This is a genomic window from Microcoleus sp. S28C3 (assembly GCF_036700785.1).
GTDB classification, from domain to species: domain Bacteria; phylum Cyanobacteriota; class Cyanobacteriia; order Cyanobacteriales; family Microcoleaceae; genus Microcoleus; species Microcoleus asticus.
This window is the reverse complement of sequence record NZ_JAUBPO010000005.1, coordinates 49,368-74,777: the sequence shown is the minus strand read 5'-3', so window position 1 is coordinate 74,777 and position 25,410 is coordinate 49,368. Positions and strand designations below refer to the sequence as shown.

The window sequence follows — 25,410 nt, the reverse complement described above, 5'->3', positions numbered from 1 at the left end:
TTTAGACCCTAGTTCAAAATCCCAGATGAATCTGTGGAGTAAATCTAAAATCTAAAATCTAAAATCTAAAATCCACTTTGACCCAGCTCAAAAACGAATACAAGTTTCCTACAGGATTCGTGAGCGGCCCCAAGTTTTAGACCCTAGTTCAAAATCCCAGATGAATCTGTGGAGTAAATCTAAAATCTAAAATCTAAAATCTAAAATCCACTGACTCGCTTCTAGCATCTTCCCAACATTAGGGCTGAAAGATAGAGAGGCATATTTGATAGAAACTTCTGCTATATTTGCTACTTTTTTAAAGTTACTTTTAAATTTACGATCGCCCAAAAGTCACAGTGACGGCCAGCCGATCGCCCAAAAATCCAACTTAAATTTATACAAATATTTAGGATTTGTTGAGGTTTAGAGTGATAATCGTGGCAAAATAGGGAACATTGCTATCCGCGCTGTTAAGATATGTACGAAAAGATTGTAGCCCCGACAACTGGTTCTAAAATTACTTTCAAAGACGGTTCACCGATCGTCCCCGACGACCCAATTATTCCCTTCATTCGCGGTGACGGTACGGGTGTGGACTTGTGGCCAGCATCCCAGAAAGTCATGGATGCTGCGGTAGAAACAGCTTACGGCGGCAAGCGGAAAATTAACTGGTTTAAGATTTATGTAGGCGACGAAGCTTGCGATGTCTACGGTACTTACCAATATTTGCCGCAGGATTCCTTAGACGCCATCAAAGAATACGGAGTCGCCATCAAAGGGCCGCTGACAACCCCAATCGGAGGCGGCATTCGATCGCTAAACGTAGCTTTGCGGCAAATCTTTGACCTTTACGCCTGCGTGCGACCCTGCAAATATTATGCTGGAACACCATCGCTGCACAAAACTCCTGAACTGCTAGACGTAATTATTTACCGGGAAAATACAGAAGATATTTACCTGGGAATTGAATGGCCCAAAGGCAGCGAAATCGGCAAAAAACTGATTGAATTCCTCAATAATGAGTTGATTCCGGCAACACCCGAACACGGCAAAAAACAAATTCGCCTCGATTCAGGAATAGGAATTAAACCAATTAGCAAAAGCGGTTCTCAACGTTTAGTGCGGCGCGCCATCGCCCACGCTTTGCGGTTGCCGAAAGACAAGCAGCAAGTGACTTTGGTGCACAAAGGCAACATCATGAAATACACCGAAGGAGCTTTCCGAGATTGGGGTTACGAACTGGCAACCACCGAATATCGCGCTCAGTGCGTGACTGAAAGAGAGTCTTGGGTTCTCGCCAACAAAGAACAAAATCCCGACATTAGCTTGGAAGACAATGCCCGCCTAATAGATCCGGGATATGATGCTTTGACTCCAGAAAAACAAGCTAAAATTCGTCAAGAAGTTGCCGACGTTTTGTTTGCAATTTGGGACAGTCACGGCAGCGGTCAGTGGAAAGAAAAGATTATGGTCAACGACCGAATTGCTGACAGTATTTTCCAACAAATTCAAACTCGACCGGGCGAATATTCGATTTTGGCGACGATGAATTTGAACGGGGATTATTTGTCCGATGCGGCGGCAGCAATTGTCGGCGGATTGGGCATGGGGCCCGGCGCGAATATTGGTGATGAATGTGCTGTTTTCGAGGCAACTCACGGCACTGCACCGAAACACGCCGGTTTGGATAAAGTCAATCCCGGTTCCCTGATTTTGTCCGGGGTGATGATGTTGGAATACATGGGATGGCAAGAAGCGGCAGATTTGATTAAGAAGGGTTTGGGAGCGGCAATTTCTAACGGTGAAGTTACTTACGATTTGGCGAGGTTGATGGAGCCGCCGGTGCCTGAGTTGAAGTGTTCGGAGTTTGCTGAGGCGATTATTAAGCATTTCGCCGATTGAGTTTGAGGGCTTTTTTTGAACGGGCTAGAAGCCCGTTCCACAAACAGTAAACTTGCTTTGTGGGGTGGGCGGCACGCCCTCCCGAAAATACAATTTAGATGCGGGGTTTATAATGATGGAACAGCCATTCCGCGCTCAACGGCGGGACGCTTCTGCACGGTTTCTACCCAACGTTTAAGGTGGGGGTGGTTGTCGAGGGTTAATCCTTGAAATTCGTAAATAGCAACCCAGGGATATGTAGCAATGTCGGCGATAGAATAGTCGCCGCAGATGTATTCGTATTTTGCTAGTTGAGTGTCTAATACTCCGTAGATGCGCAATGTTTCTTTTTCGTAGCGCCCGATCGCATAGGGAATTTGTTCGGGTGCAAAGCGTTTGAAGTGGTTTAGCTGACCAAACATCGGGCCGACGCTGGCCATTTGAAACATCAGCCACTCCATAACTTGAAAGTATTTTTGTTTGTCGGTGGGCAGAAATCTGCCACTTTTTTCGGCAAGATAGATCAGAATAGCGCCGGACTCGAAGACGGTGAGGCCGTTATCTCGATCGACTATGGCCGGAATTTTGCTGTTGGGGTTGATGGCGATGAACTCGGGGCTAAATTGGTCGTTTTTTGTGATGTCAATGACGTGCACGCTGTAGGGTAAACCTATTTCTTCGAGCATGATCGAGACTTTGCGGCCGTTTGGTGTGGTAAAAGTGTAGAGGTCGATCATAAGTTGTCCGCCTTTTCTCAAGCAAGTATAAACTATATTATAATAATTTAAGGCAAATATCTAATCATAATGGACATTATTGAAATTCTCAAAGACGATTATCAAAGATTTCCCCAAAATCAGACTTACAGCATTTATGCAAAAGATGTTTATTTTGAAGACCCGGTGAATCGATTTACAGGAGTCGATCGCTACCGCAAAATGATCGGGTTTATGGGGACTGTTTTTAAACAAATTAAACTCGATTTGCACGGCATTTCGCGATCGGGAGATACTATCGAAACTCGCTGGACTCTGAGCTGGATCGCACCGCTACCTTGGAAACCGAAAATGGCGATCGCCGGTAGGAGCGAACTTAAAGTCAACAATGACGGTTTAATCGTTTCCCACATCGATTACTGGAACTGTTCGCGGCTAGACGTGCTCAAACAACTGGTAATACCATTTTAAATTTTAGATTTTAGATTTTAGATGGGGAATGAGAGTAACCCCTTTGAGTAAGGTGCTTATACTGCAACCTACCGCAGGGCCCCGTGCATCAGTCCTGTTAAATTAATTTCTGTTACATTCCGTTACAATATAGAAGTAAAGAATTTTCAGGCGAGCTAAACAATCAATGCGCTTAATATTAATGACCGGAAAAGGCGGCGTCGGCAAAACCTCCGTAGCCGCTGCGACTGGGCTGCGCTGTGCCGAATTGGGATACAAAACCCTAGTGCTGAGCACAGATCCCGCTCACTCCTTAGCCGACAGCTTCGACATGGAACTCGGGCACGATTCGCGGCTGGTAAAACCGAATTTGTGGGGAGCAGAATTAGACGCTCTCAGGGAATTAGAAGGCAATTGGGGAGCAGTTAAGCGCTACATTACTCAAGTCTTGCGAGCGCAGGGGCTCGAAGGGGTGCAAGCTGAAGAATTAGCCATCTTGCCAGGAATGGATGAAATCTTCGGTTTAGTGCGAATGAAGCGGCATTACGACGAAGGCGAATTTGATGTTTTAATTATCGATTCTGCTCCGACTGGCACAGCATTAAGACTGCTAAGCTTGCCGGAAGTTGGCGGCTGGTACATGAGAAAATTTTACAAGCCGCTGCAAGGGATATCAGCCGCCCTTCGACCTTTAGTTGAACCTATTTTTAGACCGATTGCGGGTTTTTCTTTGCCAGACAAAGAGGTGATGGATGCACCTTACGAATTTTACGAACAAATCGAAGCTTTGGAAAAGGTTTTAACTGACAATACTGTCACTTCGGTAAGGTTAGTTACCAATCCAGAAAAAATGGTAATTAAAGAGTCTCTGCGCGCTCATGCCTATTTGAGTTTGTACAATGTAGCCACAGATTTAGTAGTAGCTAACCGGATTATTCCCGCAGAAGTAACTGACCCATTTTTTAAACGGTGGAAAGAAAGCCAGGAACAGTACCGTCAGGAAATTCACTCAGATTTCATGCCGCTGCCAGTTAAGGAGGTGCCACTTTATTCTGAAGAAATGTGCGGCTTGGCAGCTTTGGAACGCTTGAAAGAAACGCTTTACAAAGACGAAGACCCCAGTCAAGTTTATTACAAAGAAAATACGATTAAGATCGTGCAGGAAAACAATCAATATAGTCTTGAACTGTATTTGCCGGGAATTGCTAAGGATCAGATCCAGTTGAGCAAAACGGGAGATGAGTTGAATGTTCGGATTGGGAATCACCGCCGTAATTTGGTGTTGCCGCAAGCTTTAGCGGCGCTGCAACCTTCGGGGGCGAAGATGGAGGATGATTATTTGAAAATTAAGTTCGCTTAATATTGGTTTAAGTTCGGTCATCGGTTCTCTGGTTAAAAGTGGATGATGATTCAGTAGGGCGCAGCGATCGGCTTAAATTGCATATCATTAAAATCAAATAATACGGCAACGTTGGTTAATCCTTTCGCTGTTACCTCTGCCGCATTGAGGTTGCCTTCAGCCACCCAGACTAGCCGTTTGCCATCGAGGTCGGCCCACTCCCATTGGGGATAGCCGATCGTGGCATCGGTAGCTCGGTTAACCAGTGTATGTTCATCCCAATAACAGCCTTTCCCCTCCGGTGCATCAGTCTCGGCATGGGCGATTTTGCGCAGTATCCAACCGTTGCCGATCGATTTTTCAAAGATATGTTGGGCTTTCCATTTGCCGAACTGTACGCGATCGACCAGTTGCCAACCATCGCGTAAAAGTCGAGGGTAATAGACGCCGAGACACTCGTTGTTGCCATAATTGCAGGTTGGGGCGTAGGTGGTGTCGCGACGGACTGTCGAAGTATCCCGCAATATCTGGTGGCCGTAGTAGCCGTCGTTGAGCCAGTAGGTGGCTCGGCTCGTCCACAGACCACCCCCATTCCAACAATCCCCCTTGGGGAAGATGGCGATCGCTTTGAGGTATGGTGCTTGTGAAATCGCAGTCCAGGCACCACAGGCCTCCGATTGCCAGCGACCATTCATCGCGAAGTAAATCAGATATTTGCCGTCGGGTGAGAGGTCACTCCGGCGTTCGTAGATGCGTCCCTTTAACCATTGTCCCAGTTGGAATCGATCGCATTGTCGATCCCATAGCATTGTCGCAACCTGCTTCGACGGGCCGCGTCGAATGATTAGTCCGACGGGAGCTTGACTGGCAAGCAGAATATGAATGCGAGCAGGGAATATTTTCATTAATGGTCGATCGTCCGAATGCGGATTTGTACAGTTTTAATCGGCGATGAAAGAACTCATCCGACAGCGGTGGAATATCGGAGGTATCGATATCTTTATCGCTCATTTCGTCGATTCTAGCCCAGTCGGTTTTTGAGGTATTGTTCATAGCGTCTGCGTTCATGAGACAGTGACTTTCCTAATGAGATACCGTGTTGTGTTAGCTATCTGAATGTTAGATCGATCGCCTTGTTGTACTGCTGGCTAGACACAATTAACAGGACTCAGCATGAATGACTTCGTTTAATGCCTCATCAATCACTGCATCGCTGACACCTCGACGCTTCAAACTTGCTACTAAGGCTGTCACTGTATCGCTCTCAAATCGTTCTAAATCAACGCGCAAACCTTGACCGATATAAGCACGAATTAATGGCTGATAACCCGAAAAACCCAACAATGGTGCAACTTTCTTTAGGTCTTCCACAACATCTTCGGGCATACGGATAGTCACGCTAGTCATTGGACGGTTGCGGTTTAATCGCTGCTTTAATGCTTCAACCTTCATACTCTGCCCTCTCCTGACGAGTTGCTTTACGTGCTGAAATAATCCGAATGACATTTTCTTCACGCTCAATGTGAACCACATACAGTAGATTCTACCGACTATCTAGCCCAATCACAGCATCACGCGCTTCCTCATTGCGGCTGGCATCAACGACAACTAGAAATGGGTCAAAGAAGCATTCAGCAGCTTGTTGAAAAGTAACCCCATCATGATTTGTGGGATTGATCCGCGCTTTTCCCTCGTCCCATACAAAGGTAATGCCATTGAGCACGAAGTATACATTCATGCTCCCTAGTATAGGTAAAATGTATTTACAATGTCAATACGTTATTCACAAAAAACGATCGTTTTCAAACTACTGCCACAGCCTGTGCTGCTTGTTGGGGCTTTTCACTGTTTCTGCATGAACACGAACGACAGGGGTTTATTTATTTTTTCACTCTTGAATAGCTTGTATCCGAGCCGCTTATAAAGATGAATGTTGTGGCTCTTTTGCCCGTGAACAATTCAAAACGCTGCGCCTGCCCAAAGCAGGATTCGATGTGTATCATAGCAGACCATAACTCTTCGCGGACTCCAACGAAATGTCTGGGAGATTACGAAGCATATCATCCCATGCCTTCTGTGCTTGCAGTGCTTCTATAACGACTTGAAGCGGCTCTGAGAATATGGTTGGAAAATCTGCCTCTTCGGAAAACTGAATCTTAAACGCTAACTGTTCTTGATGTGGAGTGAACTGAGCGTTGACTCCTTCTTTGTTACCTCTTGCATCAACTCGGTACCAACCAACTTCAGGTAAATGGATGGCATTGAAACCGTGCAAACTATACGGCGCACCCTTGTCATCAATACTCAACCGCTGGTAGCAAAGACCTGCTGGAATTTCATTTGCTCTTAGTAAGGCTGCTAACAAGTGACTTTTCGCATAGCAATACCCTGTTTTATGCTGAAGTACATCTGAAGCTGTACAGGTCACAGGACTCATTTGATAGTCATAACTGTGACGAATTTCATCTCGCACCCACTCAAAGCAAGCCTTAGCTATTGCCGTTGGTGTCTCATATTCCGATGCGATTTGTTTAGCACATTCCATAATTTCAGGATGCTGCCAATTAATAACTTCACTCACTTTCAAGTATTCTTCCATGTCAACCGCTAGGAACGCTACAGCCTCAATTGTAAACACCTTACCAACAAATTTCAACTGTGTTCTTCGCCACTAACCTTTCCATCCTCTGTACCCTCTGCGCTCTCTGCGGTTTGTTCAATCTTTCCTGCATTAAACTCAATCTTTTTCTGCTGACGTTCCGAGGCAGCTTTTTGCAGCATTTTCAATTTTTCGGGGTCAGCATTCGATCGCCAAAACAACTTATGATCCTTAATTTTAACGCAATTTTCCTCCAAACACTTCACCCATTCCCGATGTTTCTTAACTGCGCCACGATCTAGAATCCCTAATTTTTCTTCTTGGCGGCTGAGTTTCGCAAATTTTTCGTAATGGGGATAACTAGCAGTAACAAAAGCTTCTTTTTTAACTAAAATTGGCGGATTGTACACATCCGAATAGTCTTGATAGCTGACAGAAAGGTTGCGCAAATGTATGTGCATAGCTGTGTGGAGGGCTGGATGCGGGTTAGTGTCAAAATCGGGATAAAATAAATAGGAAATTTGAGGTTTGCGAGCGTAAAATTTGATTATTGTCGCGCCGTCAAGTCTGCCAATTGTGCGGTTAGCGCAGCCTTCGTAGAGCCGGAGTAAAGGGTCTAGTTCTTCTAAAGCAGAGACGTGAACTGAAAGGGTACCGGGCTGTTTGTAGCCGATCGCACTATCTTCGCAGCAATCCGCAACAATATCAGCTTTGCTCAGACTGTATAGCATTAAATCTGCCAAAGTGCAAGCTTTTTGATAATTGTCAAACAAACCTTTGATGTCGTTGCGGATTTGAGCCGGGAGTCGGCGGATTGAAGGTCGATCGCCCAAACCGTTGAGAGCGAGATATACCAGCAAATCCTGGCGGCGTTTGTCGGCGATTGTCTCCCAATCATCCGCATCCGTTGCTTGCAAAATCACTCTCCAAGCGCGATTAAAACTGTGAAATTCCTCCTTAATTGGCGATTCTTCCGCTAATTCGCCTTTAACCGGAAGGCGGCCCCTATCGCTCACAAAAGCCATCAAAGGAGCCAGCATTTCCTCGTAATCTTCAAAACGCTTAACTTGCGATCGAACTCTGGGAGTCGATAAGTGCGATCGAAACCGAGAAGCACGAAAACCTTCACCCTCCGCAGCATCCCGAAACACAAAATAAATCCCCAAAGCCACAGGAATTGCATCAACACTCAAAACTTGGTCGATATAAACCTTCAACTCTTCTTGTTCGTAATACTTCTGAAAAGTATTTCGAGAAGTAATCACCCCATCCCCATAAGCAATTTGACCTCTAGCGCTATCATCAATCAAAACTTGAGCCGCTACAACTAATAAATTCTTAGTTAATTCCCAAGCATTCAGCAACGCTTCTCGGCGTTCCGCCAAAGATTCAATTACATTAATCACATAACCAATATTCACAATATCCGCACAAATTCGGGGAGTATCAGGCTGATAGTATGGGTCCCAACCAGAAATAGCATAACCCTCTTGTGCAATATATTTAACATCGCCGCCGTAACCGCAACCGTAATCAAAAAAAGTCGTCCCATCGATCGCTAAATCAGCTTCTAAAACCAAACGCAAAGGTTTAGAAAGAGAGTGGCGTACCATCGCAGCTTTGTGTCGCTCGATTTTAGGAATTGAAAGGTCGCTATTCTCCTGTTTCAAACGCTCGACAACAGCATGATCTTGAATTTCCACACCGCAATATCCCAAATATTTGAGCCAACCCTCGCGAGTGCCGATAACGCTAGTATTGTCAAGCAGTCCCCATCCTTCCTCGCTGCGAGTGAGTCGAGAAAACTTTTCGTAATTCGGATAATCCGCAGCTACAAAAGTTTCCTTGCGGTGCAAAACCGGGGGATTTTCGCTGTTGCTGTAATCGAAATATTTAACTTCCCCTGTTTCCAGATTAATTTGGAGGCTGGTTTTCAAAGCAGGGTGAGCATCTGTATCGAAATCAGGGTAAAAAAGATAAGATATTTTAGGTTGATGGAGTGAAAATTTAACTAAAGTTGCTTCATCAATATTTTCGAGAGCGCGTCTGGCACAGTTTTCGTAGATTCCGAGGACAGGGTTGAGTGCTTGCAAAGCAGAAACATGAACGTAAAAAGCCGTAGGTAATTTTTTTCCAATCTTGCTTTCCCGACAGCAGCGAGCCACTTTTGCCACTATATTGTCAACACAAAAATCATTAATTTTGTCGGGTGGGGACGGCACAGCCTTTACATGATCTTGCTCAGAAATAGCCTCGTTTTCATACAATAAAAGTTCCCGAGCAAACATCATCAAAGGGGTTAGTATTTCTCCATTATTTTCTAATGAATCAATCTCTAAAATATAGTTTGTACTGGTATCGTAATTCATAGCTAAATTAATTATTTTTTAATTAACCGCAGAGAAAGCAGAGGACACAGAATGAAGGAAGACAGAAAGAATTTATTGTTTAGTCTTTTAGAAAGGGAAGATAGTTGATGTAGTGGCAATTTCAATCGCCGACTTTATGTCTTAGTCTCTTAGAGAGGGACAATAGTTGGTGTATTAGTGGCGATTAAAATCGCCGACGTATCTCCCAACCAAAAACAGACTTAAACATTAACAAAACATTCGAGTTTCCACAAATTCTTGAACCCGGGCTAAATGACTGGACAAACTCACTAATATGTTCTCAATCTTCTCAATACTTGACAATTTTCCCCCTGATGGTTCAGATTGAATGCCTCGCGCTTGATGCTCTAATTGTGTGGCTAAATCCGACATCAGAGCAACTCCCACATTAGCCGAAGTTCCCTTGAGACGGTGTGCTTGATATTCCACAGTTTGCCAATCTTTAGCTTCTACGGCTCTTTTGGCAGCAGCCACATCAGCTTGCGCGTCTGCCACAAAAGCTTGCAAAAGTCGCTCGGGCAATTTAATATTAACTCGTCCCAGTTGCTCCAATCTGCTCTTGTCGAACAGTCCGTCGCAGTCTCTATCTTCCCAAGTTTGAAGTGCGATCGCCCTTGGTGCCGGCACAGCCACAACCTGCGCTTTTTCCAAAACTTCTGTATAACTTGTTGCTAATTGAGATTTATTTTCCGAATTAATACTTTTAACTCCATAGTTATTTTCAAACTGAACATTTCGGGCTTCATACTTTTTCAGCGCCGCCGCCAAAGCATCTAAATCTACAGGTTTGCTGAGATAATCGTCCATCCCCGCCGCCAGACACTTTTCTCGTTCCCCCGGCATAGCATGAGCAGTTAAAGCCATCACAAAAGTATGCCGATCGCTTCCTTCGATTTCCCTCAACTTTTGCGCCGTTTTGTAACCGTCAAGTACGGGCATTTGACAGTCCATCAGCACTAAATCATAGCTTTTTTTGGCCAGCAAATCCAGCGCTTCTTGACCGTTGACAGCGCAGTCAGCGTGATAGCCTAAAACTGCCAACTGTTCGACAAGCACTTGTTGATTGATCGGGTGGTCTTCCGCCAGCAAAATTCTCAAGGATGACGGCGAATTGGGAGTAATATATTGAGAATTAACTGCTGGCAACTTGTAAGTATTAGCAGCCTCCAACCTCCCAAACTCTCTCGTTCCCTTAACCGGTGCCAGCACAGCCTCAAGCAGGCGGCTCGGCCGCACCGGCTCGATCAAATACCCGCTAAAACCCCGACTGCAAAGCGCTTCAGCGTTCGGCTGTTCCCGCAAAGCAGTCATGGCAATTAACGAACCCACTGTCGAGGTCGATCGCACTTCCCTAGCAAATTCCTCCGCATCCAACTCTGGCATTTGCAAGTCCACAAGCACCACATCCCAGCTTTTTTCCGCCTCCCCCGAATGTTGAGAAATCCTGCCCTGAGCCTTGTTCAACCAACTCAAAGCCTCAGCAGCAGTTTCTGCCTCGTCGCAGCGGGCACCCCAACTTTGAGCGAGCGATCGCACTGCTGCCCTCCTCAAAGCGCTTCCAGAGACTACTAACAGCTTCTTGCCCGCAAGTTCGGGCTCTTGAGGCTCAACTTGCAACTGTTTTTCCAAAGGTACAGTAAACCAAAAAGTCGAACCGCTGCCTAGCAAACTGCGAACTCCAATCTCGCCTCCCATCATCTCCACTAACTGCTTGCAAATAGCCAAACCCAAACCCGTTCCGCCGTAAGGCCTAGTAGGAGAATCGTCTACCTGAGAAAAAGATTGGAACAGCTTTGTTTGCCCTTCTGCTGAAATTCCAATGCCAGTATCCCGCACCGAAAATAGCAATCTTGCCCCTTGTCTACCGTCTGCCCGTCGGTTGCCCTGTTTCACAGTTACGTGAACTAAAACTTGACCGCGATCGGTAAATTTTATGGCATTCCCCGCCAAATTCAACAAAACTTGCTTCAATCGGCCAGAGTCGCCCACCAACTTTCTCGGCACTGAACTGTCAACTAAAATATTCAATTCAATACCTTTTTCCTCTGCCAAATGCGCTGTCATTTCTATCACCGACTCAACGCAGCTATCCAAATCAAAATCCGCCTTTTCCAGCCGCATCTCTCCAGCTTCAATCTTAGAGAAATCGAGTATATCATTAATAACGTTCAGCAAATGTTCAGCACTGCGGTAAATAGTCTGAGCGCACTCCTGTTGTTTCGGTTCCAGATTAGCGCGCAGCAGCAATTGAGCCATTGCCAAAACCCCATTCATCGGAGTGCGAATTTCGTGACTCATGTTCGCCAAGAATTGCGACTTCACCCGGCTCGCTTCTAAGGCAGTTTCCCGCGCTTCCACCAACTCATTAATCTTGTCGGCAACCATCACAATTCCCCCGACTTTTTCGTCGGGATCGTACCAAGGGTGAGCAGCCCACCGCAGGTACAGAACCGATCCGTCTGCTCGTTCCCAGGCATCTTCGCTCACAGACACTACCTTGCCTTTGAGCACTTCTTGATACATGGCTTTCCAGCGATTTGGCGTATCTGGAAACAATTCGTAATGGCTGAGATTATTTAGGGAGGGCAACTCCAAATTAAATTGACTAACCCATTTTTTAGAGTTAGCCATATAGCGCATTTGTGTATCGAACATCGCCATTGCTACAGGCACGCAAGTAATAATTTGTCTCAGTTGCTGCCGTTCCCTTTCCAGAGCATCTTCCGCCTGTTTGCGCTCAGTAATATCGCTAATCATACCGGCCATTCGCAGCGGTTTTCCATGATAATTCCGCTGAGCTTTTCCCTGAGAAGTGCAGTAGCGGTAAAAACCCGAAGAGTGCAGCAGGCGAAACTCTACATTATAGTCTATTTCTTGTTCCAAATGAGCGGCGATCGCCCGGACGATGCCGTCCTTGTCCTCCGGGTGCAGGCGGTTGTAGAGAGCTTCCATAGTCCTGCCAAATTGCTCTCGCGACAAACCGATAATTTCCAAAAGGCGATCGTTCCAATAAACCTCATTTTTACTTAAATCCCAATCCCAAATTCCGTCGTTCACTCCCTCTAAAACTAACCTGTAGCGTTCCTCACTTTCCTTAAGTTTTTGGCTGGTATGAAACGCCTGAGATTCGGCGCGGTAAACGCGCATAGCATTATACAAACTGCGGGATAAACTCTCGGGAGAAAGCTTGCTTTTAGCGATATAATCAGAAGCTCCAGCCTTCATCAATTCCACAGCAATTTGTTCGTCGCCTTGACCTGTGAGCACAATTAAGGGAACTTTTAGCCCAGCTTCCCGTAGATTTTGTACCAAACTCAGTCCGTCTCCGTCCGGCAATCCGTAGTCGAGGAATACGCAGTCAAATTCGCACTCAAATATCTGATTTAATAGCAGGCCGTTTTCTGTCTCCTCAACCTCGCTTAAATGTTGAGATTTATTTTGTTTGGATAGTTTCGCCCCTACCTGGGTAGAATTTTTACTTACCGAGAGTTTTGCCAGGGTATCGGCGCAGTTTTCTGCTTCAATAACTTCTGCAGAAACGCCTGCCGACTTGAGCGAGCGTTTGACCGCCATCCGATCGACTGCATCGTCATCAACAATCAGAATTTTGATAAGTTTGTCCATAACAACCGAATTGTGGATTACTCCGAAAAAGCTGCGGTCTACAAAAAGCAATTAAAATAAATGCACCGCTGAAAAATTACCAAAGCTACCTTGAAAAATTTCCTGTTAAAATTTATCTTAATTTAGGGAATTTCGCTCAGCATCCAGTATCTATTGAGGGTAGCCATAACTTCCACGAAGTTAGAAAAAGTGACAGGTTTAAGAATATAGCCCGCTACATTCAAATTATAAGCTTCTACTTTATCTCTATCTTCATTAGAAGTGGTGAGAACGATCACCGGAATCGACCTCAAACATTCATCTAGTCGCAATTCTCGCAAAAACTCGATCCCGTTCATTCTCGGCATATTTAAGTCCAGCAGAATTAACCGGCGCGCTTGAGGCATTGCAGGCTCGATTTTCCCTTCTCCGCGCAATATAGACAGAGCTTCTAATCCGTTGGCTGCCATGTAGAGAGGGTTAACGATGTTATTTTTTTTGAACGCTCGCCGGACGTTCATCACATCAACCTCATCATCTTCAACCAAGAGGATATGAATTTTTTTGTCTTCCATAAATTAGTCAGTTTGCAGGTGTTTTGTAAGCATCAGTCTCGTTGCCGAGGTCGATCGCGCACCGATCGCGAACCCAGCAAGTCTCATCTCTATTGTCCTTTGTCAAGAATCATTTATGCCTCAGCCGATCGCGGTATCTACCTGCAGGGGTACTCGCCCGTCCGGGGCCTAAGTGGGGCAGCCTAGATCCAAAAACTCGCCAATAACGCCCGATCGAGCTACTGTAAAATCTAAAACTTATCTACATTATTAATCGCCATGTCAGCCGATCGCAAACTCTACGAAGGCAAAGCCAAAATCCTGTACTCCACCGAAGACAGCGAAATTTTGCTGACCCACTTCAAAGACGACGCCACAGCCTTTAACGCCCAGAAACGCGGCAGCATCGTCGGCAAAGGCGAAATCAACTGCGCCGTATCCGCGCACCTGTTTCGGATGCTAGAAGCCAAAGGGATTCCCACACACTTCATCGACACGCCGGCCCCCAACCAAATGCGAGTCTGTCGCGTCCAAATCTTGCCCTTGGAAGTCGTAGTCAGAAATATTGCCGCCGGCAGTCTTTGCAAGCAAACAGGACTCGCCCTAGGCACAATTGTCAATCCCCCGCTGGTGGAATTTTATTACAAAAACGACGATTTGGGAGACCCGCTACTGACCCGCGGCAGAATCCAGTTAATGCAGCTAGCTACCCCCGAACAAGTAGACCAACTAGAAATCGCCGCCCGCGAAATTAACGAAATACTCAAAGAATTTTTCACCGAGTGCGGCATCACCCTAGTAGACTTCAAACTAGAATTCGGTATCGACCAACATCAAAATCTGATCCTCGCCGACGAAATCAGTCCCGACACCTGCCGCCTCTGGGACAACACAGAAACTGACCCCGATGCCCGTGTTATGGATAAAGACCGATTCCGGCGCGACTTGGGATCGGTAGAAAGTGCTTACCAGCAAGTTCTCCAGCGGGTTTTAGCTCAGAAAGTTTAGAGGCCTTAACAATGCGCTAAAATTGCACAGTTTGTCACCCTTCTGCTTTCGATGTCAGCAATCAGCGGTCAACAGTCATCAATTAGCGGTCAGCGCGAAATTCAACCGACTTATATAACTAATGACTAAGACTAATGAATAATGACTAATGTGGTGTGTTGATTGCCCAAAAAAGTGAACAAAAATGCGTTTATCTGCTGTATTGGTGGCAGTTTTTACTGCCTCAGCAACATTCGGGTTATCAAATTCGGCAAACGGCCAAACATCCTACTCTGAATCAGCAGAGGAAGCTTTGGCTGCCGTTCCGCCCGCCCCGTCGATCGAATTACCCGATCGCCCCGTTCCAGAATTAACCCAAAATCCTCCTCAAAACCCCAAAGCCGCTAAAACTAGCAAAGGGGAAGCCCTAAAAATAGCTACGGCCCCTGACAGAGGAGGGAACGACCGCGAGCCCCCAAACCTAGTCACAGACCCGCCCTCCCCGGTTTCACCTCCGATCCTTCAACTCAAACCCGAGCTAGCATCCAACCCCTCCCCCGCCTCTAGCAGCCAAAACGCCCTGCCAGACGCGCAACAGGGCAGCCCGAACCCCCCATCGGAAGCGGCTGTAACGCCCGCCTGGATCGCAGCAGAGCTAGGGAAACCAGAAGAATCAGGGGCGATCGCTCAAAACGCCCCAGTTCCCCCCAGACCGGCCCCGACCAGACCGCCCGCCAACACCGTTCCTCCATTGCCCCCTGGCCCAGCACCGCAGCCCAGACCAACCCCCGCACCCGCCGGGGCGGCCGAACCCCAAGTGCTAGTTGCAGAAGTTACCGTCACCGGGGCGACGGGAGACTTGGAACGCGAGATTTACCGAGTCATCAGCACCCAACCGGGACGCACGACCAACCGCACCCAACTGCAACAAGACATCAACGCCATTTTTGCCACGGGCTTTTTCAGAAACGTGCGCGCAGTACCGGAAGACACCCCGTTGGGCGTCCGGGTGACTTTTATCGTGCAGGCAAATCCGGTGCTGCGGGGAGTGACAATCACCGGCCAGCAAGTGCTGCCCCAAAGCGTAATTGACGAAAGCTTCCGCGATCAGTACGGCCAAATTCTCAACCTCCGCCGCTTTGAGGAGGGAGTGAAAAAAATTAATGCGTGGTACCAAGAGAACGGCTATGTTTTGGGCCAAATCACTGATGCCCCGCAAGTAGGAGAGGACGGCACAGTCACCCTGGTAGTGGCAGAAGGCCAGATCGAATCCGTTGATGTCCGCTTCCTGAACAAGGAGGGAGAGGCAACGGATGCCACGGGTCAGCCGATCGGAGGCAACACCCGCCGCTTTGTCGTCACCCGCGAAGTAGAACTCAAGCCCGGAGACATCTTTAACCGCACCAAGGCGGAAAGGGATTTGAGACGGGTGTTTGGTTTGGGAATTTTTGAAGACGTGCGGCTTGCCTTGGAACCGGGAACGACTGACCCCCGCAAGGCAAGGGTAATTGTCAACGTCATCGAGAAAAATACTGGTTCTCTGGCTGCTGGTGCGGGTTTGAGTTCCGCGACGGGTTTGTTCGGTACGCTGAGTTACCAGCAGCAAAACTTGGGCGGTAGGAACCAGAAGTTGGGCGCTGAAGTACAAATCGGCGAACGCCAAACGCTGTTTGACCTGAGTTTTACTGACCCCTGGATTTCGGGCGATCCTTACCGCACTTCTTTCACCGCTAATGTTTTTAGAAGACGATCGATCAGCGTGATTTTTGACGGCGGCGAACGGGAAGTCAGATTGCCCAACGAGGATCGACCCCGGATCGTTCGCACCGGTGGCGGCATCAATTTCACCCGTCCCCTGTCGCGCAATCCTTTTGCCGATTCTGAGTGGACTGCTTCAGTCGGCTTGCAGTACCAGCGAGTCTCAATTACCGATCGCAAAGGCCGTCGCGAATCCGAGGACGAACTCGGCAACCAGTTGAGTTTTAGCGATTCCGGCTCCGACGACTTGACAACACTGCAAGCAGGTGTTGTGCGCGATCGGCGCAACGACGCCCTCCGCCCCACTAGCGGTTCTTTGCTCAGGTTTGGGGTGGAACAATCGATTCCTGTAGGTTCCGGCAGCATCCTGTTAAACCGCCTGCGGGCCAGCTACAGCTTTTACCTACCAGTCAGGTACACTAACTTTGCCTCCGGCCCTCAAACCCTGGCATTCAGTTTTAGAGGCGGCACCGTATTCGGAGATTTGCCTCCCTACGAAGCCTTTGCCTTGGGCGGCGCCAACTCGGTGCGCGGATACGACGAAGGCGACCTGGGAGCCGGTCGCAGCTTCCTAGAAGCCAGCGTTGAGTACCGTTTCCCGATTATTTCGTTTATCGGCGGAGCGCTATTTTTGGATGCTGGCACCGACTTGGGCACGGGCAAAAATGTCCCGGGCGACCCTGCAGGTATCCGCGAAAAGCCCGGTAGCGGTTACGGTTACGGCCTCGGCGTGCGGATTCAATCTCCTTTAGGGCCAATCCGGATCGATTACGGTATCAACGACACGGGCGACAATCAAATTCACTTTGGGATTGGTGAGCGATTCTAAGGAAAGCAGTTGATAGTTGGCAGTTGGCAGTTGGCAGTTGACTACTGACTACTGACTACTGACTACTGACTACTAACTAATGACTAATTACTAATGACTCAACGTACCTTAAAATCTGAATTTGAACTGTCGGGTATCGGTTTGCACAGCGGCGAACAAACTCGCGTCCGAGTTTTGCCTGCTGCGATTGGGGAAGGTCGCTATTTTGTCAGAATAGACTTGCCCGGTGCTCCGATAATTCCTGCAAAAATTGATGCGGTTTGTCAGACTGCACTTTCAACTGAACTGGCAGGTATGGATGCTCAAATTCGCACTGTAGAGCATCTATTAGCCGCTTTGGCGGGGATGGGAGCGGATAATGCTCGAATTGAGGTTGATGGGCCGGAATTGCCGCTGCTGGACGGTTCGGCTCTGGTTTGGGTAGAGGCGATCGCCCGTACCGGCTTAGTTCCTCAAGAACCGAAGCAAGACCCCACATCCTCCTGCGTCCTAGAACAGCCTATTTGGGTGCGTCACGGGGATGCTTTTGCAGCGGCTTTACCGTCAGTCGAAACTCGCTTTAGTTACGGAATTGATTTTGAGGAACAGGCGATCGGCAATCAATGGTACAGTTGGTCGCCAGAGGCAGAAAGTTTTGCTAGCGCGATCGCCCCAGCCCGCACTTTTGGACTTGCTCGCCAAGTTGACCAATTGCGACAAGCAGGTTTGATCAAAGGTGGTACCCTAGAAAACGCCCTAGTTTGCGATCGATCCGGCTGGCTCAACCCGCCTTTGAGATTTGCCAACGAACCGGTGCGCCATAAAATCTTAGACTTAGTAGGCGACCTCAGCCTGCTGGGAACTTGGCCAAAAGCTCACTACTTGGCTTACAAAGCCAGTCACAACTTGCACGTCCAACTCGCCTTAGCACTGAAATCCCAAGCTTGGGCCGTGAAGGAGACAAGTTAGAAAAGGTGGCAGCCAAGTCACCGTTACAATTCACAACCCAAGACGCGATCCCTCGCGTTTCTACCACACTCAAAAGTCTTCAAGCAATGTCCACGCTGACTGAAGTTAACACCCTCAATACTGCTAATTCTGAATCCGTTCCCAGCGATAACGGTGAGGATTCTCCAGCGGTTAAATCTACTTTTACTCTCGAAGAAATTCAAAAATTATTGCCTCATCGCTATCCTTTTGCACTGGTTGACAAAATTGTTGATTACGTGCCGTCCGAGAGGGCTGTAGGAATTAAAAATGTGACTTTCAACGAACCGCATTTTCAAGGGCATTTTCCCGGACGGCCGATTATGCCGGGGGTATTAATTGTTGAAGCGATGGCTCAAGTTGGCGGTATGGTTCTGGCTCAGTTGCCCGACATTGAGCAAGGATTGTGGATGTTTACGGGAATTGATAAAGTCAAGTTCCGCCGTCAGGTTGTACCGGGCGATCAGTTGCTGATGACTGTAGAATTGCTGTGGGTAAAACGCCGTCGCTTCGCAAAAATACAGGCTCTGGCTGAAGTAGACGGACAAAAAGTTTGTGAAGGAGAATTGATGTTTTCGATGGTAGATTAAATTGGGGAATTGGTGAGGGCTTGCGCGTAGTTTTGAGTTGTGAGTTTTGAATTTCAATTAAAACCGCGAAGCGTTCCGAGGAACGAAGTAATCTTAAAATTGGAAAAATTCCCTCTTCCCTCTTCCTTCTTCCTTCTTCCTTCTTCCTTCTTCCTTCTTCCCTCTTCCGTCAACATCCATCCGTTAAATCCGTTAAATCGGTTCAATCCCTTACACTGCGCGTTGCCGAACTTCCTTCCCACTTACCAGCAAAAAACTGACAAATGCTTACTTTGATTCACCCAACTGCTGTGATTCATCCCGGTGCTGAACTTCACCCGACTGTAGAAGTGGGAGCTTATGCTGTAATTGGAGAAAGAGTGAAAATCGGGCCGGAGACTAAGATTGGTGCTCATGCAATTATCGACGGGCTAACAGAAATAGGTGCTCGAAATCAAATTTTCCCCGGTGCGGCGATTGGTTTGGAACCTCAAGATTTGAAATACGAGGGTTCTCAGACTAGGGTGAAAATTGGCGACAGCAATCAGATTCGGGAATACGTGACAATTAACCGCGCTACAGGAGCGGGGGAAAGCACGACAATTGGCAATCATAATCTATTGATGGCTTATGTTCATGTGGGGCACAATTGCGCGATCGCCGATCGAGTAATTATAGCGAATGCTGTAGCCTTAGCCGGACACGTTAAAATCGAGTCTCAAGCCCGATTGAGCGGTGTTTTGGGCGTTCATCAGTTTGTCCACATCGGCCGCTTGTCTATGGTGGGCGGCTTGAGCAGGATCGATCGAGATGTGCCTCCTTATATGCTAGTCGAGGGGAATCCTTCGAGAGTGCGAGCAATCAACAAAATAGGCCTCGAACGCGCCGGTTTTACCGCAGAAGATTTGCTAGTTTTGAAGAAAAGTTTTCGTATTTTATACCGTTCTGGCTACACTCTAAATCAAGCTTTGGAAGAGTTAGATTTGTTGCAGGAAAACCCCCATTTGCAGCACCTGCGGAGATTTGTGCAGCAGTCTATAACGAAAGGGCGGCGCGGTTTGATTCCAGGGAAAAAATGAATCAGGTAGAATAAACCTAATGAACTTAGCAATTCTTGCCCTATGAATTTATCTACTTTAGCCAAATCTATATCTCCCGATGCAGGAAAAGATGGCTGCATGACTTTCAACGGCGTTAGCTGGGAGCAGTTTGAAGCGATAGAAGCAGCTTTTGAAGATATCGGCGGTGTGAAATTTTTCTATCTCGATCGAATACTGCAAATTATGACTGTCTCGCCCGAACACGAAATCATCAAAAAAACTCTCTGTATGCTCCTAGAGGCATATATGAGAGCAAATGGGATTCGATTTTACGGTAAGGGCGGGCCGACTCTGGGTAACAGAGAATTAGGCGGTAGAAAAGAGCCGGATGATTCCTATGACATAGGAACCCCAAAAACATTCCCAGATATTGCTATTGAAGTCGTAATTACCAGTGGGGGGATAAATACTCTAGAATTATACAAAAGGTTGGGCGTTCGGGAAGTATGGTTTTGGCAAAATAGTCAGTTATCTCTCTATTGCTTAACAGGTGAAAATTACGAGCAGATTGCCCGGAGTACATTCCTTCCCGCTCTGGACTTAGAATTACTGCTACGCTGTGCTAATATGCCCGATCAATATGATGCTGTTACCGAGTTATTAGCAAACATCTCACCTGTTTAAAGTCAGAATATGAAAATTTTTATCAGCACTGGTGAGGTTTCTGGCGATTTGCAAGGAGCATTGTTAGTTGCCGCCTTAAAACGTCACGCTGTCGCCGCTGGTTTGGAGTTAGAAATAACAGGATTGGGCGGGCCTCGTATGGCGGAAGCTGGGGCTACTATTTTAGGCGATACTGCGGGCATTGGTTCCATGGGCCTTATAGAATCTGTACCCTATATTTGGCCGACGATCAAAGTTCAGCAAAAAGCTAAACAATATCTAAAAAACTTCTCCCCTGATGCGGTTGTATTGATTGATTATTTGACTCCAAATCTCGGTATTGGCAGCTACATCCGCCGCTGTTTGCCGGATTTGCCGGTGGTTTGGTACATCGCACCTCAAGAATGGGTTTGGTCGATTTCTCCTCGCAATACCGATCTGATTGTCAATATTTGCGACAAACTTTTGGCAATTTTCCCCGAAGAAGCTTGTTATTATCAAAAAAAAGGAGCGGAAGTTAGTTGGGTTGGGCATCCTTTGGTGGATAGAATGCAATCTGCGCCCAGCCGGGAAGTTGCCCGCAAAACTTTGGGAATTGAGCCGGAACAGGTGTCGATCGCCCTAATTCCTGCTTCCAGACACCAAGAACTCAAGTACCTGATGCCGGTTATATTTGAGGCCGCTCAAATTATTCAAGCTAAATTGCCGGAAGTTCATTTTTGGATTCCGCTTGCTAACAAAGCTTTCCGCAGCAAAATCGAACAGGCGATCGAGAATTACGGTTTGCGGGCTACTTTGTTAGAAAATCAAACTCTGGAAATCTTGGCGGCTGCGGATCTGGCGATCGCTAAATCTGGTACTGTTAATCTGGAGCTAGCTTTGCTCGACGTTCCGCAAGTTGTCGCCTACCGCGTCAGTCCGATTACGGCGATTATTGCTCGCCACGTCCTGAAATTTTCGATTCCTTTTATGTCTCCGCCCAATTTGGTGCAAATGAAGCCGATCGTCCCAGAGTTGCTGCAAGACGACGCTACTGCGGAAAATATAGTGAACCACGCACTGGAATTGCTGCAAAATGCCGATCGACGCCAGCAAACTTTGGCAGGTTATCGGGAAATGCGCGAAAGTCTCGGAGATGTGGGTGTGTGCGATCGGGCCGCTGCGGAAATAATGAAAAATGTTAAATTAAATACAGCAAATTAAAGCAACTTTGTTATTGAAATGTTATGCCAAGCAATCGGAAAAAGCGACCGATCGCTGTTGATTTATTTGCAGGCGCGGGCGGCATGACACTGGGCTTTGAACAAGCAGGTTTTGACGTACTTGCATCAGTCGAAATTGACCCAATTCACTGCGCTACACACGAGTTTAATTTCCCGCTGTGCTCTATTGTGTGCAAAGATGTCGCAGACCTTACGGGATCGGAAATTCGGAAAAAATCGGCGATCGGGCGGCGCGAGATAGACGTAGTAATCAGCGGCTCCCCCTGTCAAGGATTCTCGATGATGGGCAAGCGCGATGTCGACGACCCGCGAAATTCTCTAATTTTTCACTTTCAGCGCTTAGTTTTGGAGCTAAAACCGAAGTTTTTTGTAATGGAAAATGTGCCGGGAATTGCATCAGGAGAACACAAAGAACTCCTGAAGCTTTTAATTAGCTCTTTTCTGGAAGCAGGCTATCAAGTAGAAGAAAACTATCAAGTTCTAAACGCCGTTCACTACGGAGTGCCGCAAGCTCGCAAACGCTTGTTTCTGATTGGCTGCAAAAAAGAGTATGAGCTGCCAAAATACCCTCAGCCAACGACTGTACTGCCAAAAATTAAAGTTCCTAAACGGTATAAAAAAGTTAATTTACCTGCTGTCCCGACAGTTTGGGATGCTATTGGAGATTTGCCGGAAGTGGAAAAATATAGCGAGTTGCTGCACCGAGATTGGGTAATGGCGGAGTACGGAAAGTGCAGCACTTATGCGAGTATAATGCGCGGAATTGATGATTTGGATGATGATTATTCCTACAATCGCGAGTACGATCGACAAATCCTCTCTTCTAGTTGGCGCACAAAACATTCTCTAGAATGTATGGAAAGGTTTGCTGTTGCCGCCTACGGCGAAAAAGAGCCGATCAGCCGTTTTTACAAGCTTCATCCCCAGGGAGTTTGCAACACTCTCAGGGCTGGAACCGACAGGGCGAGGGGGGCTTATACTTCGCCCAGACCAATTCACCCGATCGCGCCTCGGTGCATTACCGTCAGAGAAGCTGCGCGGCTGCATTCCTATCCTGACTGGTTTAGATTTCACGTCACAAAATGGCACGGTTTTCGCCAAGTCGGAAATTCTGTACCGCCGCTATTAGCGAAAGCTGTAGCAGCCCAGATTATTAGCGCTTTGGGCGTGACAGCAATTAAGCCGAATCTCAAGCTGAAATGGGGAGATGATTCGTTGCTTAAACTGAATTGGTCGGAAGCAGAACACTATTATCTAAAAAGTTAAGCATGAGATTTAACTATCTCTAATTGGGAATTGGTGAGTAGTAATTGGGACTTGAGAATTGCAGTCCTGGACGTATCGGGACCCAGAAACCGGGTTTTTTACCTTGAGTGCGGTCTACAGCGCGTATTTTCGTAAAAAAACCCGGTTTCTAAACAATCGTGCGTCAGTCCTAAATTGGTAATTGGTAATTGCTAATTGGTAAACAAGTAGTGATTTTTGCCTTTCATCTGCTTTTACAGACCGGGTTAGATCGAATCGCATCACTACTTATGCAGGACTACCCCCAATTAAGCGCGGGCTACCGTCCCCTGTATCAGTGGGCACAGTTCGACGATCGGCACGAGATGTCCCCGGTAATTAAACAAACCGGGAATGTATTCCGGCCCATTGTGCAGTTTTTTAAGGTGACAGTGGGGCAACTATTTCGACTACGCCTCTGCTATCCAAGGCGTAGCGATCGTCCTATACATCAAATAGCAACATCAACATCTAGATACTATTTAAGATTTTAGATTGTGAAAGTCTCCCGATAAAACATTTTGATAAATTTCGCTGAGTTTTGCAACAATTACGAGTCTTTTGGAATTCTAGAGCTATTGTGTAAAAAGTGTATTTTCAGGAGACTCAACTACTATGGGTTGGTTTAAAAGACTGTTCGGACTCGAAAAGCCTGAAGCCCCGGCTGAACCGATGGCACAAGTAGTACAGCAAGCTGCCCAAACGCAATCTATCGCTCCTGCTAAAGTCGGCCCAGACGGAAATTTTGACGAAAGTGGCTTAGCGAAGCGGGTTGCTTTAGCTTTTGACGGCGATGCCGAAGTTGCTGATATCGAGACTGTTTATGTGGCTCAGCTTAGCAGCACCGTTGTTCTCAAAGGTCAAGTTGCGAGTCAGGAAATTCTCGACAAGTTGGTGGCGATCGCCTCTGCTGAAGAAGGCGCAACAAACGTGCAAACCGATGGGGTGACAGTCGGCTAGAGCCTATTGGCTCACCTCTGCGATCCCTCCTCGCTTCCCTGTTTAAGGGGAGTTGAGAGGGGATGCCAGGGGCTGGTCAAAGCTGGGAAACTAGATCTCGAAAGTTTTTTAGCCATAACTTAGTTGCTGGAGTAGATCGAACTTGACCGCCAGCAAACCTTGAGATCCCGCTGTAGCGGGCTTTTTTGTGCGCTCTGACCGTGAAAATATTAATTTTTTTTAACTTGACTGGTTATTTGGTTAAATGGTAAAATAGAATACAGAAAGTAAAAAGTTTTTACTGACTAAAAAGCAAACCTGAGCTGACTGCCCTTTTTATCTCCATACATATAAGGATCAAAAAATATGAAACTTACTTATCGCGGCGTAAACTACGAGTACGACATTCCGACAGTAGATATGATCGAAGGCGAAGTCGCGGGCAAATATCGGGGTCAAAACTGGAACTATCGCTATCCGAGACACATTCCGGTGCCCCAAAAATCCGGCGGCCCAAACTATACCACAAAGGGAGATTCTCAAGCTGGCGATCGGGATGTCGCCGCAGCTAGCGCCCCAGCGGCGGTTAATTCTTACCCAACAGTTGTGGAAGTGGCGCAAGTGCACCGGGCGAATATTTGCAATATTCTCGATCGCAGAACGCAAGCAGCCAAAGCCAATGGCGATGAAAGACTGCTGCGCTTGCTAGAAATTGAGTGGAGACAAATGGTCTGTTAGAGAAAAGCTTCAGAAAACAAAGCGTTTGTCAAGAGGGGGAAGTTGAGTTAAGCTCAATTTCCCCCTTTTGATGCTGTTTGTGCGAGCGAATTCTCCTTTCCCCACAGCGCGCACGGCGATGTATTATTTATTTAGTTGCCCCTTAATTTTCAAACAAAACTTTATAAATTCTTGAAAACTAAGTAAGTGATCGGAATTGGCCTCAATTCTCGCTCTCAGTTGTTTAAGATAATGTTTTTCTTGTACTTCCATCGGTTTAGATTTACGGTAATAAAAATTCTTGTTTGACGCAGAACTACGCTCTTTTATAGCAGAATTACGCTCTTTGAAAATTTCTCTAAGATAACTTTCATGAAACAAAGCTTTTGTTTTATATCCAAAAATATCCTTTGTATTTTCTTCATCTTGCACAAATTCACTCGCTAAGTCTTCGGGATTACTTTTGCTTACATCAAAATATTCGATGTATTTTTTCAAAAGTGAATTATGTTGTGGATGTCTGACAAAGAAATCCCTATTGCCTAAAAACCAAGTTTCAATACAAACTTTCTGCACAATAATTTCTAGTTGGCAATTTTCCGGTAATGTTTTAAAAGGTTTATCTTCTAATTCTAAGTTAATTTGCTGATCAGCTTCCGCTTTTTTCTCTGCAACTGTAAAACGGTCTGCATCTGTAAATAGTACCAAGTAATTATATTTAGGAAAATCGTTAATTTCTTGGATAGCATTAGCAGCAACTCTGTAGCAACTAGGAACGCCCATATCACTTTCGTAATAATAGTTATTCTGATTTACAGCATCAAAACTATCCACTTCTGTCAAGTCTGGAAGAAGTACAGATAACCACTTCTTATAAACAATCGGTTCTGTCTTCCCTTCAAATACAAAATAGAAGTTCAT

At 46.6% G+C, this 25,410-nt stretch carries 24 protein-coding genes; 14 read left to right on the top strand and 10 right to left on the bottom strand.

Annotated elements, in window-relative coordinates:
- Window positions 1-265 precede the first annotated feature (265 nt).
- Both QUA13_RS03075 and QUA13_RS03070 read left to right on the top strand, forming a co-directional pair.
- Window positions 266-409, top strand: coding sequence for a hypothetical protein (locus QUA13_RS03075; RefSeq protein WP_333196528.1), 144 nt, complete (start codon window positions 266-268; stop codon window positions 407-409).
- Between the two features lie 50 nt (window positions 410-459).
- On the top strand, window positions 460-1,884 hold the full coding sequence (locus tag QUA13_RS03070; RefSeq protein ID WP_333196526.1) for an NADP-dependent isocitrate dehydrogenase: 1,425 nt from the start codon (window positions 460-462) through the stop codon (window positions 1,882-1,884).
- 107 nt (window positions 1,885-1,991) lie between these two features.
- Here the strand turns inward: QUA13_RS03070 and QUA13_RS03065 are convergent, their stop codons facing one another.
- Window positions 1,992-2,600 (bottom strand): glutathione S-transferase N-terminal domain-containing protein, encoded by a 609-nt coding sequence (locus tag QUA13_RS03065; protein ID WP_333196524.1) that lies wholly within the window; start codon window positions 2,598-2,600, stop codon window positions 1,992-1,994.
- Between the two features lie 69 nt (window positions 2,601-2,669).
- On the opposite strand from QUA13_RS03065, the gene QUA13_RS03060 reads away from it, so the two are divergent.
- Window positions 2,670-3,050: a DUF2358 domain-containing protein gene (locus QUA13_RS03060; protein ID WP_333196522.1), complete on the top strand. Its 381-nt coding sequence runs from the start codon at window positions 2,670-2,672 to the stop codon at window positions 3,048-3,050.
- A 166-nt stretch (window positions 3,051-3,216) separates the two neighbouring features.
- Window positions 3,217-4,389 (top strand): TRC40/GET3/ArsA family transport-energizing ATPase, encoded by a 1,173-nt coding sequence (locus tag QUA13_RS03055; RefSeq protein WP_172188640.1) that lies wholly within the window; start codon window positions 3,217-3,219, stop codon window positions 4,387-4,389.
- A gap of 50 nt (window positions 4,390-4,439) precedes the next feature.
- On the opposite strand, the gene QUA13_RS03050 is transcribed toward QUA13_RS03055, so the two are convergent.
- The 7 genes from QUA13_RS03050 to QUA13_RS03020 form a co-directional block, all read right to left on the bottom strand.
- Window positions 4,440-5,273, bottom strand: coding sequence for a hypothetical protein (locus tag QUA13_RS03050; RefSeq protein ID WP_333196520.1), 834 nt, complete (start codon window positions 5,271-5,273; stop codon window positions 4,440-4,442).
- Between the two features lie 253 nt (window positions 5,274-5,526).
- Window positions 5,527-5,820: a hypothetical protein gene (locus QUA13_RS03045; RefSeq protein ID WP_193971333.1), complete on the bottom strand. Its 294-nt coding sequence runs from the start codon at window positions 5,818-5,820 to the stop codon at window positions 5,527-5,529.
- Between the two features lie 91 nt (window positions 5,821-5,911).
- Window positions 5,912-6,106, bottom strand: a complete 195-nt coding sequence (locus QUA13_RS03040) for a BrnT family toxin (RefSeq protein WP_333196518.1) — start codon at window positions 6,104-6,106, stop codon at window positions 5,912-5,914.
- Between the two features lie 261 nt (window positions 6,107-6,367).
- Window positions 6,368-6,967: a transglutaminase family protein gene (locus QUA13_RS03035; protein WP_333196517.1), complete on the bottom strand. Its 600-nt coding sequence runs from the start codon at window positions 6,965-6,967 to the stop codon at window positions 6,368-6,370.
- Between the two features lie 53 nt (window positions 6,968-7,020).
- The gene (locus tag QUA13_RS03030; RefSeq protein ID WP_333196514.1) at window positions 7,021-9,336 is read right to left on the bottom strand and encodes a DNA phosphorothioation-associated putative methyltransferase; all 2,316 of its coding nucleotides are present in this window, start codon (window positions 9,334-9,336) and stop codon (window positions 7,021-7,023) included.
- Window positions 9,337-9,564: 228 nt separating this feature from the next.
- Window positions 9,565-12,981, bottom strand: coding sequence for a response regulator (locus QUA13_RS03025; RefSeq protein ID WP_333196512.1), 3,417 nt, complete (start codon window positions 12,979-12,981; stop codon window positions 9,565-9,567).
- Between the two features lie 122 nt (window positions 12,982-13,103).
- Window positions 13,104-13,535: a response regulator gene (locus QUA13_RS03020; RefSeq protein WP_172188630.1), complete on the bottom strand. Its 432-nt coding sequence runs from the start codon at window positions 13,533-13,535 to the stop codon at window positions 13,104-13,106.
- Window positions 13,536-13,793: 258 nt separating this feature from the next.
- Between QUA13_RS03020 and purC the strand changes: the two genes are divergently transcribed.
- From purC to fabZ, 4 genes are all read left to right on the top strand, one after another.
- Window positions 13,794-14,522 (top strand): phosphoribosylaminoimidazolesuccinocarboxamide synthase, encoded by a 729-nt coding sequence (gene purC, locus QUA13_RS03015; RefSeq protein ID WP_333196510.1) that lies wholly within the window; start codon window positions 13,794-13,796, stop codon window positions 14,520-14,522.
- 184 nt (window positions 14,523-14,706) lie between these two features.
- Complete coding sequence (locus QUA13_RS03010; protein WP_333196507.1) at window positions 14,707-17,088, top strand: BamA/TamA family outer membrane protein; 2,382 nt, start codon at window positions 14,707-14,709, stop codon at window positions 17,086-17,088.
- A 93-nt stretch (window positions 17,089-17,181) separates the two neighbouring features.
- Entirely contained in the window at window positions 17,182-18,036 is an 855-nt protein-coding gene (gene lpxC, locus QUA13_RS03005; RefSeq protein WP_333196505.1) for a UDP-3-O-acyl-N-acetylglucosamine deacetylase, read from the top strand.
- Between the two features lie 86 nt (window positions 18,037-18,122).
- Window positions 18,123-18,644: a 3-hydroxyacyl-ACP dehydratase FabZ gene (gene fabZ, locus QUA13_RS03000; RefSeq protein WP_333196588.1), complete on the top strand. Its 522-nt coding sequence runs from the start codon at window positions 18,123-18,125 to the stop codon at window positions 18,642-18,644.
- Window positions 18,645-18,697: 53 nt separating this feature from the next.
- Here fabZ and QUA13_RS02995 read toward each other — a convergent pair whose 3' ends face one another.
- The gene (locus tag QUA13_RS02995; protein ID WP_333196503.1) at window positions 18,698-18,850 is read right to left on the bottom strand and encodes a hypothetical protein; all 153 of its coding nucleotides are present in this window, start codon (window positions 18,848-18,850) and stop codon (window positions 18,698-18,700) included.
- 57 nt (window positions 18,851-18,907) lie between these two features.
- Here QUA13_RS02995 and lpxA point away from each other — a divergent pair, with 57 nt between their 5' ends.
- The 6 genes from lpxA to QUA13_RS02965 all read left to right on the top strand — a co-directional run bounded on the left by lpxA (window position 18,908) and on the right by QUA13_RS02965 (window position 24,510).
- Entirely contained in the window at window positions 18,908-19,702 is a 795-nt protein-coding gene (gene lpxA, locus QUA13_RS02990) for an acyl-ACP--UDP-N-acetylglucosamine O-acyltransferase (RefSeq protein ID WP_172188620.1), read from the top strand.
- Between the two features lie 42 nt (window positions 19,703-19,744).
- A complete protein-coding gene (locus QUA13_RS02985; RefSeq protein WP_333196501.1) occupies window positions 19,745-20,347 on the top strand; it encodes a Uma2 family endonuclease in 603 nt (200 codons plus the stop codon).
- Between the two features lie 9 nt (window positions 20,348-20,356).
- A complete protein-coding gene (gene lpxB, locus QUA13_RS02980; protein ID WP_333196500.1) occupies window positions 20,357-21,529 on the top strand; it encodes a lipid-A-disaccharide synthase in 1,173 nt (390 codons plus the stop codon).
- A 23-nt stretch (window positions 21,530-21,552) separates the two neighbouring features.
- Entirely contained in the window at window positions 21,553-22,815 is a 1,263-nt protein-coding gene (locus QUA13_RS02975) for a DNA cytosine methyltransferase (RefSeq protein ID WP_333196498.1), read from the top strand.
- 633 nt (window positions 22,816-23,448) lie between these two features.
- Entirely contained in the window at window positions 23,449-23,793 is a 345-nt protein-coding gene (locus QUA13_RS02970; protein ID WP_333196496.1) for a BON domain-containing protein, read from the top strand.
- A 345-nt stretch (window positions 23,794-24,138) separates the two neighbouring features.
- Window positions 24,139-24,510 carry a DUF4278 domain-containing protein gene (locus QUA13_RS02965; RefSeq protein WP_333190757.1) on the top strand — a complete coding sequence of 124 codons (372 nt, stop codon included), beginning with the start codon at window positions 24,139-24,141 and terminating at the stop codon, window positions 24,508-24,510.
- A gap of 123 nt (window positions 24,511-24,633) precedes the next feature.
- On the opposite strand, the gene QUA13_RS02960 is transcribed toward QUA13_RS02965, so the two are convergent.
- Window positions 24,634-25,410, bottom strand: coding sequence for a hypothetical protein (locus QUA13_RS02960; RefSeq protein ID WP_333196494.1), 777 nt, complete (start codon window positions 25,408-25,410; stop codon window positions 24,634-24,636).

Bases quoted from the DNA above. Each gene is read 5' to 3' on its own strand.
- QUA13_RS03030 (WP_333196514.1), bottom strand. From the start codon at position 9,336: ATGAATTACGATACCAGTACAAACTATATTTTAGAGATTGATTCATTA.
- QUA13_RS03070 (WP_333196526.1), top strand. From the start codon at position 460: ATGTACGAAAAGATTGTAGCCCCGACAACTGGTTCTAAAATTACTTTC.
- QUA13_RS02965 (WP_333190757.1), top strand. From the start codon at position 24,139: ATGAAACTTACTTATCGCGGCGTAAACTACGAGTACGACATTCCGACA.
- lpxB (WP_333196500.1), top strand. From the start codon at position 20,357: ATGAAAATTTTTATCAGCACTGGTGAGGTTTCTGGCGATTTGCAAGGA.
- fabZ (WP_333196588.1), top strand. From the start codon at position 18,123: ATGTCCACGCTGACTGAAGTTAACACCCTCAATACTGCTAATTCTGAA.
- QUA13_RS03055 (WP_172188640.1), top strand. From the start codon at position 3,217: ATGCGCTTAATATTAATGACCGGAAAAGGCGGCGTCGGCAAAACCTCC.
- lpxC (WP_333196505.1), top strand. From the start codon at position 17,182: ATGACTCAACGTACCTTAAAATCTGAATTTGAACTGTCGGGTATCGGT.
- QUA13_RS02960 (WP_333196494.1), bottom strand. From the start codon at position 25,410: ATGAACTTCTATTTTGTATTTGAAGGGAAGACAGAACCGATTGTTTAT.
- QUA13_RS03040 (WP_333196518.1), bottom strand. From the start codon at position 6,106: ATGAATGTATACTTCGTGCTCAATGGCATTACCTTTGTATGGGACGAG.
- QUA13_RS03060 (WP_333196522.1), top strand. From the start codon at position 2,670: ATGGACATTATTGAAATTCTCAAAGACGATTATCAAAGATTTCCCCAA.
- QUA13_RS03025 (WP_333196512.1), bottom strand. From the start codon at position 12,981: ATGGACAAACTTATCAAAATTCTGATTGTTGATGACGATGCAGTCGAT.
- QUA13_RS02975 (WP_333196498.1), top strand. From the start codon at position 21,553: ATGCCAAGCAATCGGAAAAAGCGACCGATCGCTGTTGATTTATTTGCA.
- QUA13_RS03020 (WP_172188630.1), bottom strand. From the start codon at position 13,535: ATGGAAGACAAAAAAATTCATATCCTCTTGGTTGAAGATGATGAGGTT.
- QUA13_RS03050 (WP_333196520.1), bottom strand. From the start codon at position 5,273: ATGAAAATATTCCCTGCTCGCATTCATATTCTGCTTGCCAGTCAAGCT.
- QUA13_RS02985 (WP_333196501.1), top strand. From the start codon at position 19,745: ATGAATTTATCTACTTTAGCCAAATCTATATCTCCCGATGCAGGAAAA.
- QUA13_RS03010 (WP_333196507.1), top strand. From the start codon at position 14,707: ATGCGTTTATCTGCTGTATTGGTGGCAGTTTTTACTGCCTCAGCAACA.
- QUA13_RS03035 (WP_333196517.1), bottom strand. From the start codon at position 6,967: ATGGAAGAATACTTGAAAGTGAGTGAAGTTATTAATTGGCAGCATCCT.
- QUA13_RS02970 (WP_333196496.1), top strand. From the start codon at position 23,449: ATGGGTTGGTTTAAAAGACTGTTCGGACTCGAAAAGCCTGAAGCCCCG.
- QUA13_RS03045 (WP_193971333.1), bottom strand. From the start codon at position 5,820: ATGAAGGTTGAAGCATTAAAGCAGCGATTAAACCGCAACCGTCCAATG.
- purC (WP_333196510.1), top strand. From the start codon at position 13,794: ATGTCAGCCGATCGCAAACTCTACGAAGGCAAAGCCAAAATCCTGTAC.
- QUA13_RS03065 (WP_333196524.1), bottom strand. From the start codon at position 2,600: ATGATCGACCTCTACACTTTTACCACACCAAACGGCCGCAAAGTCTCG.
- lpxA (WP_172188620.1), top strand. From the start codon at position 18,908: ATGCTTACTTTGATTCACCCAACTGCTGTGATTCATCCCGGTGCTGAA.